12 protein-coding genes are annotated in these 15,354 nt (G+C 71.8%); 5 read left to right on the top strand and 7 right to left on the bottom strand.

The window, feature by feature from the left end; translation table 11 throughout:
* Positions 1-16 precede the first annotated feature (16 nt).
* From ACIGXP_RS30350 to ACIGXP_RS30365, 4 genes are all read right to left on the bottom strand, one after another.
* Positions 17-892, bottom strand: coding sequence for a fumarylacetoacetate hydrolase family protein (locus ACIGXP_RS30350; protein ID WP_363216834.1), 876 nt, complete (start codon positions 890-892; stop codon positions 17-19).
* Positions 893-950: 58 nt separating this feature from the next.
* Entirely contained in the window at positions 951-1,985 is a 1,035-nt protein-coding gene (locus ACIGXP_RS30355; protein ID WP_399773713.1) for a hypothetical protein, read from the bottom strand.
* Between the two features lie 475 nt (positions 1,986-2,460).
* The gene (locus ACIGXP_RS30360; protein WP_399773716.1) at positions 2,461-5,454 is read right to left on the bottom strand and encodes a bifunctional [glutamine synthetase] adenylyltransferase/[glutamine synthetase]-adenylyl-L-tyrosine phosphorylase; all 2,994 of its coding nucleotides are present in this window, start codon (positions 5,452-5,454) and stop codon (positions 2,461-2,463) included.
* Between the two features lie 598 nt (positions 5,455-6,052).
* Positions 6,053-6,940 (bottom strand): DUF72 domain-containing protein, encoded by an 888-nt coding sequence (locus tag ACIGXP_RS30365; RefSeq protein WP_399773719.1) that lies wholly within the window; start codon positions 6,938-6,940, stop codon positions 6,053-6,055.
* Between the two features lie 127 nt (positions 6,941-7,067).
* Between ACIGXP_RS30365 and ACIGXP_RS30370 the strand changes: the two genes are divergently transcribed.
* From ACIGXP_RS30370 to ACIGXP_RS30385, 4 genes are all read left to right on the top strand, one after another.
* Complete coding sequence (locus tag ACIGXP_RS30370) at positions 7,068-7,955, top strand: alkaline phosphatase family protein (protein WP_399773722.1); 888 nt, start codon at positions 7,068-7,070, stop codon at positions 7,953-7,955.
* 1 nt (position 7,956) lies between these two features.
* Complete coding sequence (locus ACIGXP_RS30375) at positions 7,957-9,252, top strand: MFS transporter (protein ID WP_399773724.1); 1,296 nt, start codon at positions 7,957-7,959, stop codon at positions 9,250-9,252.
* The gene (locus tag ACIGXP_RS30380) at positions 9,249-10,268 is read left to right on the top strand and encodes a TolB family protein (RefSeq protein WP_399773726.1); all 1,020 of its coding nucleotides are present in this window, start codon (positions 9,249-9,251) and stop codon (positions 10,266-10,268) included. The genes ACIGXP_RS30375 and ACIGXP_RS30380 overlap by 4 nt, the downstream gene beginning before the upstream one ends.
* A 174-nt stretch (positions 10,269-10,442) precedes the next feature.
* Positions 10,443-10,712, top strand: coding sequence for a hypothetical protein (locus tag ACIGXP_RS30385; protein ID WP_363216841.1), 270 nt, complete (start codon positions 10,443-10,445; stop codon positions 10,710-10,712).
* 118 nt (positions 10,713-10,830) lie between these two features.
* Here ACIGXP_RS30385 and glnA read toward each other — a convergent pair whose 3' ends face one another.
* Positions 10,831-12,192 carry a type I glutamate--ammonia ligase gene (gene glnA, locus ACIGXP_RS30390; RefSeq protein WP_363216305.1) on the bottom strand — a complete coding sequence of 454 codons (1,362 nt, stop codon included), beginning with the start codon at positions 12,190-12,192 and terminating at the stop codon, positions 10,831-10,833.
* A 306-nt stretch (positions 12,193-12,498) separates the two neighbouring features.
* On the opposite strand from glnA, the gene ACIGXP_RS30395 reads away from it, so the two are divergent.
* Positions 12,499-13,686, top strand: coding sequence for a globin domain-containing protein (locus tag ACIGXP_RS30395; RefSeq protein WP_399773730.1), 1,188 nt, complete (start codon positions 12,499-12,501; stop codon positions 13,684-13,686).
* Positions 13,687-13,696: 10 nt separating this feature from the next.
* On the opposite strand, the gene ACIGXP_RS30400 is transcribed toward ACIGXP_RS30395, so the two are convergent.
* Positions 13,697-14,743, bottom strand: coding sequence for an FAD-dependent monooxygenase (locus ACIGXP_RS30400; protein ID WP_399773733.1), 1,047 nt, complete (start codon positions 14,741-14,743; stop codon positions 13,697-13,699).
* 60 nt (positions 14,744-14,803) lie between these two features.
* Positions 14,804-15,283 carry an Rrf2 family transcriptional regulator gene (locus ACIGXP_RS30405; protein WP_363216308.1) on the bottom strand — a complete coding sequence of 160 codons (480 nt, stop codon included), beginning with the start codon at positions 15,281-15,283 and terminating at the stop codon, positions 14,804-14,806.
* Positions 15,284-15,354: the final 71 nt, after the last annotated feature.

A 15,354-nucleotide genomic window follows, 5' to 3' on the forward strand; every position in this document is an offset into this window, starting at 1 on the left:
TTCTCGTCCTCGGTGACTACGCGGCTTCGACGGGGTGTTCGAGAACACCCACTCCCGAGACCTCGGCGCGGACGGTGTCGCCGGGGGCGATCACCGTGGCCCGGGGGGTGCCGGTGGAGATGACGGTTCCGGCCGGGAGCGTGCGGCCCGCCGAGAAGTACTCGACCAGCCGTGCGGGGTCGTACTTCATGGCGCTGACGGTGTTGCGGGCGACGAGGGAGCCGTTGCGGTAGGTGGCGACGGACAGGCCGCCGATGTCCTCGCACCGCTCCTGGTCCCGCAGCACCAGGCAGGGGCCGATGCTGCAGAACGTGTCGAACCCCTTGCTCCACGGGATGTACCGGGGGTTCTGCCGGATGGCGTCCTCGGCGGTCATGTCCAGGACGACGGTGAACCCGAGGATGTGCTCGAACGCCTTGTCGGCCGGCACGTCCTTGGACTCCTTGGCCAGCACGATCCCCAGTTCGCCCTCTGCGGTGACGCGCGAGGACTGCCGGGGGATGACGATCGGCGCGCCGTTGGGGATCACACAGCTGTACGGCCGCAGGTACGACCCCGGTCCGAACGCCGGCTGCTCGGTCTCCAGGTCGTCGGCGTGCCGGGCGAAGTTCAGGCCCACGCCCCAGATCTGCGGCACGTCGGTCAGCAGCAGCGCGTCGGCCAGGGAGACCTCGCCGAGGTCCAGTCCCGGGCGGCCGGCGGCCCGGTGCGCGTGGAACCGGTCGATCAGGGCCGGCATGTGCCCGCCCGCGGCCAGTGCGGCGACGTCGGCCGGGAACGGCTCCCCGGAGCCCTCCGCCAGCCTGCGGACCGACGCCTGGTAGCCGTCGTGGTCCTCGATGACCACGTCCGGGCGGCCGTCGACCTCGTAGGGGTGGATTCTCAGCTGCACGTCCCGTTCCTTCCGCTGTTGGGTCTGCTCTGTTCGGTCTGCACGCGCGGGTGGTCCGTCAGGCCGTCTGCAGCAGCGACTTGGCGATGGCCTCGATGTCCGCGCGGGTCAGGTCGCGCTCGTAGGCGTGCGGCTTGACCGCCTCCATCAGGCTGGTGCGGCCGACCGCGTAGGTCTCGGCCGCGCCGTCGATGGCCGGGAAGTACTTGGAGTGCAGGCCGTAGAGCGCGCCGAGCACCTGCAGTTCCCGGTCGGTGGCGACGGTCTCCAGCCGGGAGACGCAGTGCTCGCTCGCGTGGGCGAGGGCGTCCGTGTGGTACAGGCGCTTGCCGTCCTGCAGCTCCAGGACGGCGGAGAGCTGCTCCAGGACGGCGTTGCCCGCGTCGCGGCCGAGCCCCGCGAGGGTGCAGTCCACGATCGCCGCTCCGTTGTTGGTGGCGGCCAGGGTGTTGGCGTTGGCGAGGCCGAGGTTGTTGTGGCCGTGGAAGCCGAGCGGGGTGCGCAGCCGGCGGGACGCCTCGGCGAAGAGACGGGCGGTCTGCTCGGGCAGGAACTGGCCGACGGAGTCCACGAAGTAGAGGCCGTCGGGGGCGCACGCCCTCTCGATGTCGAGGCCGATGCGTACCGCTTCGCCGGCGTCGACGAGGTGGGACTTCATGAGGTTGACGAAGACGGTGAGGCCCAGTTCCCGGGCCCGTTCGACGTGCTCGTAGGCCTGGTCGTAGGCCATGATGTCGACGCCTATGCGGGCGAACGACATGCCGGCGTCGGCCATCCGCCGCAGGTCGGCGACGGAGGCGAGGCCCGGCTGGACGAACATGCCCCAGCGGCAGCCCTCCGGCAGGAAACGCGTGGCCAGTTCGCACCACTGCTCGTCGGAGAGGTTCGTCCCGGCGACGGTGCCGCCGTTGATCCCGAGGCCGTGGCCGACCTCGACCCATTCGAGTCCGGCCGCCGCTACGCAGGTCAGTACGGTCTCGACGGTCTCGGTGTCGAAGTGGAAGTCCACGGAGTAGGAGCCGTCGCGCAGGGTGCAGTCCATGAACGTGTGCCGGCCGGGCTGCAGGAGGGGGGACGCGGTGTTCTGGCTCACGGAAATGCTTCCTTTCATGTGGCGCGCCGGTGCTCCGGTGGGCGTGCGGGAAGGCAGGGCGCACCGGAGAAACGGCGGAAAGGGGAAAGCCGGCGGGTGTACGGGTGCCGGAACAGGCGGCACGCGAAAACGGGGGGACCGGCCCGAAAAAATACGCCCGGTCAGCGGACCGAGGGGCGCAATGAGGAAAGGAGAGCTGCCTGAGCTATCTCTCCTGCAAGAAAGGTGCTCTGCACCGGGAAGGGGGAACGCGGCGTTGGAGGTGGGGGGAAGCTAAATCTCCGACGGCGGTCACGGCAGTCTTCCTCCGCTTGTTACGGCTGATGAAGGTGCATTGTCTGACGCGGACGCGGCCAGGGTGTGGCCTGCTGTCGGTGATCACTCAATCAAACGTTGCGTGTAGATCGCAACTACAGTCAGTCTATTTTGATTGCCCTTTACTCGGGCAATGCGACCGGGGGGTTGGCCGCCCCGGCTAGTCACCGTAGAAGAGCGCCTCCACCACGGTCCGCGCCCTGCGCGTGGTACGGCGGTAGGCGTCCAGCATGTCCCCGGCGTGACCGGCGCCGTAGCCCAGGTACCGGCCCACGGCCGTCAGTTCGCGGGGCGCGGTGGGGAAGGTGTCGCCGGCCCGGCCGCGGACCAGCATCACCGCGTTGCGCACCCGGGTGGCCAGCACCCAGGCCTCGTCCAGGGTCTCCGCGTCCTCGGCGGACAGCAGCCCCGCCGCGCGGGCGGCGGCCAGGGCCTCGCGGGTGCGGGTGGTGCGCAGGCCGGGTTCGTGCCAGCCGTGGCGCAGCTGGAGCAGCTGGACGGTCCACTCGACGTCGGACAGGCCGCCGGGGCCGAGCTTGGTGTGCAGCCTCGGGTCGGCGCCGCGCGGCAGCCGCTCGGACTCCATACGGGCCTTCAGCCGGCGGATCTCGCGGACCGCCTCGTCGCCGAGTCCCTGCCGCGGGTAGCGCAAGGGGTCGATCAGTTCCATGAAGCGCCGGCCCAGCTCCTCGTCGCCGGCGACCGGCTCCGCCCGCAGCAGCGCCTGGGACTCCCAGACCAGGGACCAGCGGCGGTAGTACGCCTCGTACGACTTCAGGGTGCGCACCAGCGGGCCCGACTTGCCCTCCGGGCGCAGGTCGGCGTCGATGAGCAGCGGCGGGTCGGCGCTGGGCAGCTGGAGCAGGCGGCGCATCTCGGCGACGACCTTGTTCGCCGCCGCGCCCGCCTCGTGCTCGTCGACGCCGTCCTGCGGCTCGTGCACGAAGATAACGTCCGCGTCGGAGCCGTAACCCAGCTCGTGACCGCCGAAACGGCCCATCCCTATGATCGCGAACCGGGTGGGGAGCGTGTCGCCCCAGCCGTCGCGGACCACCGCGCGCAGGGTGCCGGCGAGGGTGGCCGCGGTGAGGTCGGAGACCGCCGCGCCGACCCGGTCCACCAGCGCGCCCTGGTCGGCCTCGGCGGGGCTGGTCTCGGTGCCGTAGGAGCCGACGATGTCTGCGGCGGCGGTACGGAACAGCTCACGGCGGCGGACGCCGCGGGCCGCCGTGACGCCCTGCTCGGCGTTCTCGGCGCGGCCCACGGCGGCCAGGATCTCCTGCTCCAGGTGGGCGCGCCCGCGGGGTTCGAGGCCGCCGCCGTCTCCGTCGCCCAGCAGGGCCACCGCCTCGGGGGCGCGCATCAGGAGGTCGGGGGCGAGGCGGCCCGCCGACAGCACGCGGGCCAGGTTCTCGGCCGCCGCGCCCTCGTCGCGCAGCAGCCGCAGGTACCAGGGGGTCTTGCCGAGCGCGTCGGAGACCTTGCGGAAGTTCAGCAGGCCCGCGTCCGGGTCGGCGGAGTCGGCGAACCAGCCGAGGAGGACGGGGAGCAGGGTGCGCTGGATGGCGGCCTTGCGGGTCACGCCGGAGGCGAGGGCCTCCAGGTGGCGCAGGGCCGCGGCGGGGTCGGCGTAGCCGAGGGCGACCAGGCGCTCGCGGGCCGCCTCGGGGCTCAGCCGGGCCTCGCCGGGGGCGAGTTGGGCGACCGCGTCGAGCAGCGGACGGTAGAAGAGCTTCTCGTGCAGCCGTCGTACGACCCCGGTGTGCCGCTTCCACTCGCGGTTCAGGTCGGCCACCGGGTCGGTGCGCAGGCCGAGGGAGCGGCCGAGGCGGCGCAGGTCCGGTTCCGCGGTGGGGACGAGGTGGGTGCGGCGCAGGCGGTAGAGCTGGATGCGGTGCTCCATCGAGCGCAGGAAGCGGTACGCCTCGTCCAGGCGGGCGGCGTCCTCGCGGCCCACATAGCCTCCGGCGGCCAGGGCCTGGAGGGCGTCCAGGGTGGTGCCGCTGCGGAGGGCCTGGTCGGTGCGGCCGTGGACCAACTGGAGGAGCTGCACGGCGAATTCGACGTCACGCAGGCCGCCGGGGCCGAGTTTGAGTTCCCTCTCGATCTCGGCCGCGGGGATGTTCGCGATGACGCGGCGGCGCATCTGCTGGACGTCCGCCACGAAGTTCTCGCGCTCGGCGGCCTTCCAGACCATGGGTTCGAGTGCGTCGACGTACGCCCGGCCCAGTTCCGCGTCGCCCGCCACCGGGCGGGCCTTGAGCAGGGCCTGGAACTCCCAGGTCTTGGCCCAGCGTTGGTAGTAGGCGAGGTGGGAGGAGAGGGTGCGGACGAGGGGGCCGTTGCGGCCCTCGGGGCGGAGGTTGGCGTCCACCGGCCAGATGGAGCCCTCGACGGTGGTCTCGGAACAGATCCGCATGAGGTGCGAGGCGAGGCGGGTGGCGGATTTCAGTGCGTGGGCCTCCGTGGCACCCTCGGCCGCCTCCGCCACGAAGATCACGTCCACGTCCGAGACGTAGTTCAGTTCATGGCCGCCGCACTTGCCCATCGCGATCACCGCGAGGCGGCAGGCGGCGGCGTCCTCGGGGGCGTTCGCCTGCGCCAGGGCCAGGGCCGCGCGGAGGGTGGCGGTGGCCAGGTCGGCGAGTTCCGCGGCGGTCTCGGCGACGTCGGTGGTGCCGCAGACGTCCCGGGCGGCGATGGAGAGCAGGCAGCGGCGGTAGGCCACGCGGAGGGAGACGGGGTCGGTGGCCCCGGCCAGGCCGCGCTCGAACTCCTCGACGCCGGGGTGCAGGTCCCGGGGCTCGTAGGTGACCAGGGCGCGCCAGTCGCCCGGGTGGCGGGCCAGGTGGTCGGCGAGGGCGGCGGAGGCGCCGAGGACGCCGAGGAGGCGGTCGCGCAGCGGCTTGGCCGCGATGAGGGTGTCCAGCAGTTCCCGGTGGGCCGTTCGGCCGTCCTGGGCCTCCAGGAGGCGGACCAGGCCGTGCAGGGCGAGGTCGGGGTCGGCGGTGGCGCCGAGGGCTTCCAGGAGGACGGGGTCGTTGCGGACGGGGGCGAGTTCCGGTCCGTCGAGGAGGCGCTCTGCGGCGGAGGGGTCGGTGAAGCCGTGTCGGAGCAGGCGGGTGAAGGTGCTGCTTCTGCGGCCCGGCGTCATCTCCGTGACCTCCCCTCGATGCGGTCGTCCTGGCCAGAGCCTATCCGGCGGGGCGGGGCGGGGGTGGGTGGCTTGAGTGGCAGGGGGGTGTTGGGGGCGGGGCGGTGTCGGGAGCGGGGCCGGTGCCGGTGCCGGTGAAGGGTCGGTGCCGGTGCCGGTGAAGGGTCGGTGCAGGTGACGGCGCGGGTCCGGTGCGGTGCCGGTCAGAGGTCGGGCACGAGTGACGGCGCCGGTCCAATGCGGTGCCGGTCAGAGGTCGGGCACGAGTGACGGCGCCGGTCCAATGCGGTGTCCGTGTCGAGTCGGTGCGGGTGACGGCGCGGGGCCGGTGAGGGGGCGGGGGCGGGGCTGGGTGGTGGCGCGTCCGGTGCGGGGCGCATTCCTGCGGCGGCCGGGGGTGCGTCGTCGCGGCTGGTGTCCCGCCTGCGGTGCGTCGTGGGTCGGTGCCGCGCCGGGCGGTGTCCGTCCTCGGTCCGGCGCGCTGTTGCCTCAGAGGTGCAACGAGTTTTCGCCGGCCACTGCGGGCGGACACCACCCGACACGTCCCCTTCCCGCCGTGGGCGGCTGGGACGCGTGCCCCGGTCCGGGGGCCCATGCCTCATGTCGGAACGTGCCGGCCAGTGGTCCGCTGGTGGGGCAGTTGGGCCGCCAGCAGGCCGCGCATGGTTTCCGCAGCCCGCACGGCCGCGTCGCCGCAGCAGTTGTTGAAGAGGATGTGGATCTCCTCCGTGGCGGCCGCCAGGGTGCGGATGCGTGGGAGCCATTCGCTCAGTTCCGTGGGGGTGTAGGCGTGGCGGAAGCGGTCCTCCTTGGTGCCCGTGCCCCAGTGGCGGCTGCGGCCGTGGAAGCGGATCACCGAGAGGCGGGCCGTGGTGACGGGGGCGGTGGGCGGCAGCGAGGTCGGTAAGCCCTGGGGGGTGTCGACTGCTACGGCGGTGGCGTCGAGGTCGGTGAGGAAGGCGCTGGTGCGGCGGGCCCGGTCGGGGTGCCACCAGGCGGGGTCGCGGAACTCCACGGCGAACGGCCAGTCGCGGGCACGGTCCCGGGCGGTGCGGATGAAGGCCTCGGCGGCGGGGCCGGGGCCCAGAGAGGGCGGGTACTGGAAGACGAGGGTGCCGAGGCGGCCGGAGGCGCGCAGGGGGGTGAGCGCGCGGGCGTAGCGGGTCCAGACCTCCTGGCGCAGTGATGCGTCGCGGGGGTGCGCGCGCAGGTCCGGCGGGAGGGCGGAGGGGCGGGTCGGATGGCCGGTGAGGAGGGAGAAGGCCTTGACGTCGAACCGGAAGCCGGGTGGGGTGCGGTCCCGCCACTGGCAGCTGGTCCGTTCGTCCGGGAGGGCGTAGTAGGGGGAGTCGGCCTCCACCACGGGGAAGCGCGTCGCGTAGTGCCGGAGGCGGCCTTCGGCGTCCCGGTGGCCGGATGGGTACCAGCCGCTCGCCAGCAGTGCTCGGTCCGTCCAGCCGCATGTGCCCACGAGAATCCGCGCCATGGGGGCGGGAGTACCCGTCGTTCATCCGGTCTTCACCCGCGAGGTTGGCCGACGTGGGCGACGGGAACATTGACGTGTGCATGCTCTGTCCGCACCGCCAGCCCCGTCCCCCAACCCGGAGGTTGATGTGTCCGGCAGTTCCGTGTACCGCCGTGCCCGTACCGTCGTGGCGGCCGCGGCGGCGTTCGCCGCGGCCGCGGTCGGGCTGTGGACCGGGTTCGGCGAAGAGTCCGCGCACGCCGCGGGCTCCGTGCCGAGTCCGGACCACGTGGTCGTCGTGGTCTTCGAGAACCACGCCTACAGTCAGGTCATCGGCTCCTCCAGAGCCCCGTACATCAACTCGCTGAAGTCGCAAGGCGCCAACCTGACGCAGTCGTACGCCGAGACCCACCCGAGCCAGCCCAACTACTTCGCCCTGTTCTCCGGTTCGACGCAGGGCATCACGGACGACAGCTGCTACACGCCCGGCTTCTCGTCGGCACCCAATCTCGCCTCCGAGATGATCGCCGCCGGCCGCAGCTGGGCCAGTTACAACGAGAGCCTGCCGAGCGCGGGCTCGACCACGTGCAGCAGCGGGAACTACGCGCGCAAGCACAACCCGTGGTTCGGCTTCAGCAATGTGCCGGCGTCGAGCGCGAAGACGTTCGCCCAGTTCCCGACGGACTACTCGACGCTGCCCCAGCTGTCGTTCGTGACCCCCGACCTGTGCAGCGACATGCACGACTGCTCGGTGTCCACCGGCGACACCTGGCTGAAGAACAACCTGGGTGCCTATGCGACCTGGGCGAAGACCCACAACAGCCTGCTCGTCGTCACCTTCGACGAGGACAACCGGCTGAGCGGCAACCGGATCCCGACCGTGCTGTACGGGCAGCCGGTGACGGCCGGGTCGTCCGGCTCCACGACGTACGACCACTACGACCTGCTGCGCACCCTTGAGGACACCCAGGGGCTGACCTCGCACGCGGGCAACGCCGCCGCCGCCCAGGACATCACCGGCATCTGGGCGTCCTGACGTGTACGTAGCGGACAGCCGCGCAAGTTCCCCCGCGCTCGACGGCGCTCGCGCGGGGGGACCCCCATCGGCGTCCGCGGACGGTGCCGTCCGGCCACCGGCCGGGCGGCGCCGTGCCGCGATCGCCCCGACCGTGCTCGCGCTCGGAACGGTCAGTCTGGTGACCGATGTGTCCTCCGAGATGGTCACGGCCGTCCTGCCGTTGTATCTGGTCACCGGGCTCGGTCTGTCCCCGCTGGGCTTCGGGCTGCTGGACGGTGTGTACAACGGGTTCTCGGCGGTCGTACGGCTCGTGGGCGGCCACCTCGCGGACCGCGGCGGCGGGCGGCACAAATGGGTCGCCGGGTTCGGCTACGGCCTCTCCGCCGTGTGCAAGCCGTTGCTGCTGGTGGTGCACTCGCTCACGCCGGTCGGGCTCGTGCTGGCCGCCGACCGCACCGGGAAGGGACTGCGGACCGCGCCTCGGGACGCCCTGATCTCGCTGTCCAGTACGGCCGGGTCGCGGGGGCGTGCCTTCGGGGTGCACCGGGCGATGGACACGGCCGGGGCACTGCTCGGGCCGCTGGTGGCGTTCGTGATCCTGCGGGCCACGGTGGACGGCTACGACGCCGTGTTCACGGTGAGTTCCTGTGTGGCCGTACTGGGCGTTCTGGTGCTGGTGCTCTTCGTGCCCGGCGGGCGTGGTGGCGTGGTGGCCGCCGAGCGGCCCACTGTGCGGGGTGCGGTGGGGCTGCTGCGGCGGCGGGGGCTGCGGCGGGTCGCCGTGTGCGCGCTGCTGCTGGGGCTCGCCACGGTGAGCGACTCGTTCGTGTATCTGCTGCTCCAGCGGCGACTGGGCGTGGCGGACCGGTGGTTCGCGCTGCTGCCGCTCGGTACGGCCGCCTCGTTCCTGCTGCTGGCGGTGCCGCTCGGGCGGCTCGCGGACCGGGTGGGCAGGTGGGCGGTCTTCGTCGCCGGGCACGGTGCCCTGCTGGTCGCCTACGCGTTGCTGCTCACGGCGTGGCACGGCCCGGCCCTGCCGTACGTCGTCCTGGCCCTGCACGGCGCCTTCTACGCGGCCACCGACGGGGTGCTGATGGCGGCGGCCTCGGAGGGGGTGCCTCAGGCGCTGCGCTCGTCCGGGCTGGCCCTCGTACAGACCGGGCAGGCGCTGGCCCGGTTCGCGTGCAGTCTGTTGTTCGGTGAGGCCTGGACGGTGTGGGGCGACCGGGCGGCGCTGGCGGGCGCGGCCGTGGCGCTGGCCGCGTGTGCCGTGTTCTCCGTGGCCCTGCGCCCGAAGGGAACGGTGCCCGCATGACCGTACCCAGCCGCATCCTGATCCTGGTCGCCGCCGTCGCCGTGCTCGCGGCGGTGGGGCTGGCGTCCGTGCTGCACGCCTCGGCCCGCGCCGACCGCCGTGACCGGGAACAGGCGGGCGGTCCGCGGGTCACCGCGGGGGCGGTGACGCTGAGCGGGGCCGGGCGGATGGTGTTCCGAAACATGGCGTGGGGCCCGCACCGGGACGAGGTCGTCAGCGTTCCGGCCGGCGATCCGTCGGGGGAACGGACCGCGTCCGGGGTCAAGTGCCTGCGTTTTCACGCCGCTTCGCGTACAGGCCTGTGTCTGCAGGCGGTGCACGGGCCGGTCTCGGACACCTACCGCGCGCTCGTCCTGGACGCCCGGCTGCGGACGGTGCACCGGTACGGCGTCCCGGGCATTCCGTCCCGGGCCCGGGTCTCGCCCACGGGTCACTTCGCGGCCTGGACGGCTTTCGTGGGCGGTGACTCGTACGCCGGAACGGACTTCTCCACGCGTGCGGCGATCGTGGACACGAGGAGCGGGGAGCTGATCCCGTCCCTGGAGGACTTCCGGATCGTCAAGGACGGGCATCCATACCGGGCACCGGACGTCAACTTCTGGGGGGTGACGTTCGCGGCGGACGACCGCACGTTCTACGCGACGCTGGCGACGAAGGGGCACACGTATCTGGTCCGTGGAGATCTGCGGGACCGTACGGTCACGGCCCTGCGCAGCAACGTCGAGTGTCCGTCCCTTTCCCCCGACGGCACCCGGATCGCCTACAAGAAGCGGGTCAAGGGCCTGCCCGCGGACGCCCCTTGGCAGCTGTACGTGCTCGACCTGCGGACGATGCGCGAGACTCCGTCGGCCGAGCGGAGGAGCGTGGACGACCAGGCGGTCTGGCGGGACGGCCGGACGCTCGTGTACGCCCTGCCGGGTGACTACGGCGCCGATCTGTACCAGGTGCCGGCGGATGGTTCGGGGCGGGCGCGGCGGATCAGTACGGCCGCCGTGTCGCCGGCGTATGTGCCCTGAGAGGGTGCTCCCTGCGTGCCGGGTGGCCGCCGCGACGGACACCGGTCCGCACTTCGGGAGATCATGAAATCGGCGTGTCGAAGTCCATCTTGGGTGATTTTAACCCTAATCTCCGTTGCTGTAGGTGGAAGATCCGTGACAGATCGCATCCACAACTCACTCTATGGAGATCACATGAACAAGCTTCACAAGGCTGCCGTCATGGTCGCGGCTCTCGGGAGCGTCGGATTCCTGACCGCCGGCACCGCCCACGCCGGAGGCGAAGGCGGCAACAGCGTCATGCAGAGCTCGAACTGCCGGTCGCACGACCTGAACGTCGACGTCCTCGGCGAGGTCGGCATCCTCAACGGCGTACTGGGCAACGCGCTCAACGGCGAAGGCGACCCGGGCGCACAGGCGACGCACATCGGTTCGACCATGGGCTGCGACAACAAGGCCTGGTAAGAGGCCGGTTCAGCACCCCTGAACGGTGGGAAGTGGCTGGGCGGTGGCACCGAGAGCGCTGTCGGCGCACTCCGGTACCACCGCCCGCAACCGTTGAGGACCGACCGCCGGCCCGCGACTACAGCACCGGCAGGTTCTTCCGCAGCTCGAAGGCCGTGACCTCGCTGCGGTACTCCTCCCACTCCTGGCGCTTGTTGCGCAGGAAGAAGTCGAAGACGTGCTCGCCGAGGGTCTCGGCGACCAGGTCGCTGCTCTCCATGAGGGTCAGGGCCTCGCCGAGGTTCTGCGGGAGGGGCTCGATGCCCATCGCGCGGCGCTCGGCGTTGGACAGGGCCCAGACGTCGTCCTCGGCGCCCGGCGGCAGCTCGTAGCCCTCCTCGATGCCCTTCAGTCCGGCGGCCAGCAGGAGGGCGTAGGCCAGGTAGGGGTTGGCGCCGGAGTCCAGGGAGCGGACCTCCACGCGCGCGGAGCCGGTCTTGCCCGGCTTGTACATCGGCACACGGACCAGGGCGCTGCGGTTGTTGTGGCCCCAGCAGATGTACGACGGGGCCTCGCCGCCCGCGCCCGCCGTGCGCTCGGAGCCGCCCCAGATGCGCTTGTAGGAGTTCACCCACTGGTTGGTGACCGCTGAGATCTCCGCGGCGTGCCGGAGCAGGCCGGCGATGAAGGAGCGGCCGACCTTGGAGAGCTGGTATTCGGCGCCGGACTCGTAGAACGCGTTCCGGTCACCCTCGAACAACGACAGGTGCGTGTGCATGCCGCTGCCCGGGTGCTCGGAGAAAGGCTTCGGCATGAAGGTCGCCTGCACCCCCTGCTCCAGCGCCACCTGCTTCATGACCAGCCGGAACGTCATGATGTTGTCGGCCGTGGAGAGCGCGTCGGCGTAGCGCAGGTCGATCTCCTGCTGGCCGGGCGCGCCCTCGTGGTGCGAGAACTCCACCGAGATGCCCATGGACTCCAGCATGGTGATCGCCTGGCGGCGGAAGTCCATGCCGACGTTGGTCGGCGTGTGGTCGAAATAGCCGGAGTTGTCGGCCGGCGTGGGGCGGGAGCCGTCGAGTGGGCGGTCCTTCAGCAGGAAGAACTCGATCTCGGGGTGGGTGTAGAAGGTGAAGCCCAGGTCGGAGGTGCGGGCCAGGGCGCGCTTGAGGACATAGCGCGGGTCGGCGAAGGACGGGGAGCCGTCCGGCATGAGGATGTCGCAGAACATGCGGGCGGTCCCGGGGGTCTCCGCGCGCCACGGCAGGACCTGGAAGGTGGACGGGTCCGGCTTGGCGATCATGTCGGACTCGTAGACCCGGGCGAAGCCCTCGATGGCGGAGCCGTCGAAGCCGATGCCCTCGTCGAAGGCCTGCTCCAGCTCGGCGGGGGCCACGGCGACGGACTTGAGGAAGCCCAGCACGTCCGTGAACCACAGGCGTACGAACCGGATGTCGCGCTCCTCCAGTGTCCGGAGCACGAACTCCTGCTGCTTGTCCATCTTCCGCTACCCCATCCTTGCTGGTCAGGCCGCCTGTCCCCCATCCCTCGGGAGGCGGTCGGGCACCTGAGCATCCCACCACAACACCATTTCATGCGCGTTGCAGACCTTGATCGCCCGGGCGTCGTCGGCCTGAACGCCTCTCGTACGGCAGGTGTACTGCTCTCCCGCCCATCTTGCCTGCTCGGACCGACATCCGTAATGGCCGGTCCGTTTCGCGACGTGAGGGACACCACGCCCATTTAATTTGCATCTCAAATGCAAGTTTTCATAGCGTTCCGATCAGTCGAGTCGTGAGGAGTCCCGATGCTGTCCGAGCAGTCCGCAGCCACCGTCCGCGCCACCCTTCCCGCCGTCGGCGCGGCCATCGGTGAGATCACCGAGCGCTTCTACGCCCGCCTCTTCGCCGCCCACCCCGAACTGCTGCGAGACCTGTTCAACCGCGGGAACCAGGCCTCCGGCGCCCAGAAGCAGGCCCTCGCCGGCTCCTTCGCCGCCTTCGCCACGCACCTGCTGGAGCACCCGGACACCCGGCCCGACGCGATGCTCGGCCGCATCGCCCACAAGCACGCCTCGCTGGGCGTCACGCCCGAGCAGTACGACGTCGTGCACGAGCACCTCTTCGCCGCCATCGCCGAAGTCCTCGGCGAGGCCGTGACACCCGAGGTCGCCGCCGCCTGGGGCGAGGTCTACTGGCTGATGGCGAACGCGCTCGTGGCGATCGAGAAGCGGCTGTACGAGGAGAGCGGCGGCCGGGTCCGGCGGCCGTGGGAGGTCGTGGAGCGCATCGAGGAGACGGCGGACGTCGTCACCTTCCGGCTGCGCCCGGCCGACGGCGGCCCGGTGCGCGCCTTCCGCGCCGGTCAGTACGTCTCCGTCCAGGCCGAGCTGCCCGACGGCGCCCGCCAGATACGGCAGTACAGCCTGTCCGGGGCGCCGGGCGACAGCGTGCGCCAGTTCAGCGTCAAGCGCGTGAGCGGCGACGACGCCACCCCCGCCGGCGAGGTGTCGAACCACCTCCACGCACGCGTGCGGCCCGGCGACGTCCTGGACCTGTCCGAGCCGTACGGCGACCTCGTCCTGGACACCGACGCCGCAACCCCGCTGCTGCTCGCCTCCGCCGGCATCGGGGTGACCCCCATGGTCGCCATGCTGGCCGACCTCGCGGCCACCGGCCACCAGGGCCCGGTCACCGTCGTCCACGGCGACCGCTCCCCCGCCGACCACGCCCTGCGCGCCGACCACGAGACCTACGCCGGCAAGCTCCCCGAAGCGTCCGTGCACTTCTTCTACGAGCGCGACGCGGAGCCCGGCACCCGCACCGGCCTGGTCGACCTGGCCGGCATCCCCGTACGGCCCAGCACGCGCGCGTACCTGTGCGGGCCGCTGCCCTTCATGCGCACGGTCCGCGCCCAGCTGATCGAGCGGGGCGTGGCCCCGGCCGACATCCACTACGAGGTGTTCGGCCCGGACCTGTGGCTGGCCCGGGGCTGAGCCCCTCCGGTCAGTGGGCGCCGAAGCTGCGGGCGCCCTCCCGGCCGGTCTGCTGGTTCTGCGCCACGTACGGGCGCAGCTCCTGCTCATAGGCGGCGAAGGCCTTGAGGTGGTCGCCGCCGGACTCGGCGAGGTGCCGGGCCAGGGTGCGGGCGCCGATCAGCGCCTGGGAGGTGCCCATGCCCGAGGTGGGGGCGGCGCAGTAACCGGCGTCGCCCAGCAGCACCACCCGGCCCTCGGACCAGCGGTCGAGGTGGACTTGGCAGGCCGAGGAGAAGTAGAGGTCGGTGGCGGCGGACATGTCGTCCAGCAGGCGGGGCACGATCCAGCCGGCGCCGGCCATCCGCTCCCGGGTGGTCCGCTCCTGCTCCGCGCGGCTCAGCAGGTCCAGCTTCGGCGAGTCGCTGGCGAAGGAGAGGCTGACGGACATCCGCTCGGGATCGGCCGCGCTGAACGCGTAGACCGCCCGGCCGGGGGTCTGCCACAGCACGCCCCGGTGGTCCAGGCCCAGCCGGTTCGGGGCGCTGAAGCCCGCACCCGACAGGCCGAGGTGCCGGATGGCCTCGCTGTGCGGGCCGAAGACCAGGCGGCGCACCACGGAGTAGATGCCGTCGGCGCCGACGACCAGGTCGTAGGTGTCCGGGGCGGCGCGTTCGAAGCCGACCCGGACCCCGTCGGCGTCCTGCTCGATCGCGTTGATCGAGTCGTCGAAGACATAGCGCACCTTCGCCGCCGTGTGCGCGTGCAGGATGCGCGTCAAGTCCCGCTTGGGCACCTCCAGTTCACCGGCGAAGTGCTCGGCGGGCAGCTCGCCCGTGCGGTTGCCGTCGGCGTCCAGCAGATCGGTGCCGCGCATCCCGGTGGCGTGCCCGCGCACCTCCTCCAGGATCCCCAGGTCCGCCAGCGCCTCGAAGGCCGCGCCGCGGAAGTCGACGGCGTAGCCGCTGTCCCGCAGTGCCGGGGCGCGCTCGACCACGGTCACCTCGTGGCCGTCGCGGTGCAGGAGGAGGGCGAGCGCGGGACCGGCCACGCTCGCGCCGGAGATGAGGACCTTCATTGACGTACCCCCGTCGTCGTTCTTGAGTCGGGGTCAGCCTTCACCAGGTCCGCCGGGCGATCAACGATGTTTTCCGGCCAGTGGAAACGCGCCCCCGTCCGGCCCCCGGGAGATGCCCAGCAGCAGGGGACCGGTGGGGTCGGAGACGATGTCCGCCACCGTGACGGAGTCCAGCTCGGCGAAGAAGGCCTCCTGCGCCCGGCGCAGCGCGCCGCGCAGGCGGCAGCCGGTGTTCAGCGGGCAGGGGGCCGTACCCGTCGTACCCTCGCAGTCGACCACGTCGCCGTCGCCCTCGAAGGTGCGCACCACCGCGCCGACCGAGGCCGTACGGCCCTTTCCGGTGAGCGTGAGACCGCCGCCCCGGCCACGCCGGGCGTCGACGAGGCCCAGGTGCTGGAGTTCCGCGACGACCTTCGCGGCGTGCGTGTAGGGCACGTCCATGTCCGCCGCGACCTGGCGGGTGGTGGGCATGGCGTCGGCGGCGACGGCCAGTCGCATCAGGACGCGCAGGGCCAGGTCGGTGGAGCGCAGGAGCCGCATACCACGAGCGTAGGTAATACGCACCGGTGGTTCAAATTATCCCGCCGTCACTCCTCCGCAGCGCCGACCCT

It is taken from the genome of Streptomyces sp. NPDC053069, assembly GCF_044546895.1.
GTDB lineage: Bacteria > Actinomycetota > Actinomycetes > Streptomycetales > Streptomycetaceae > Streptomyces.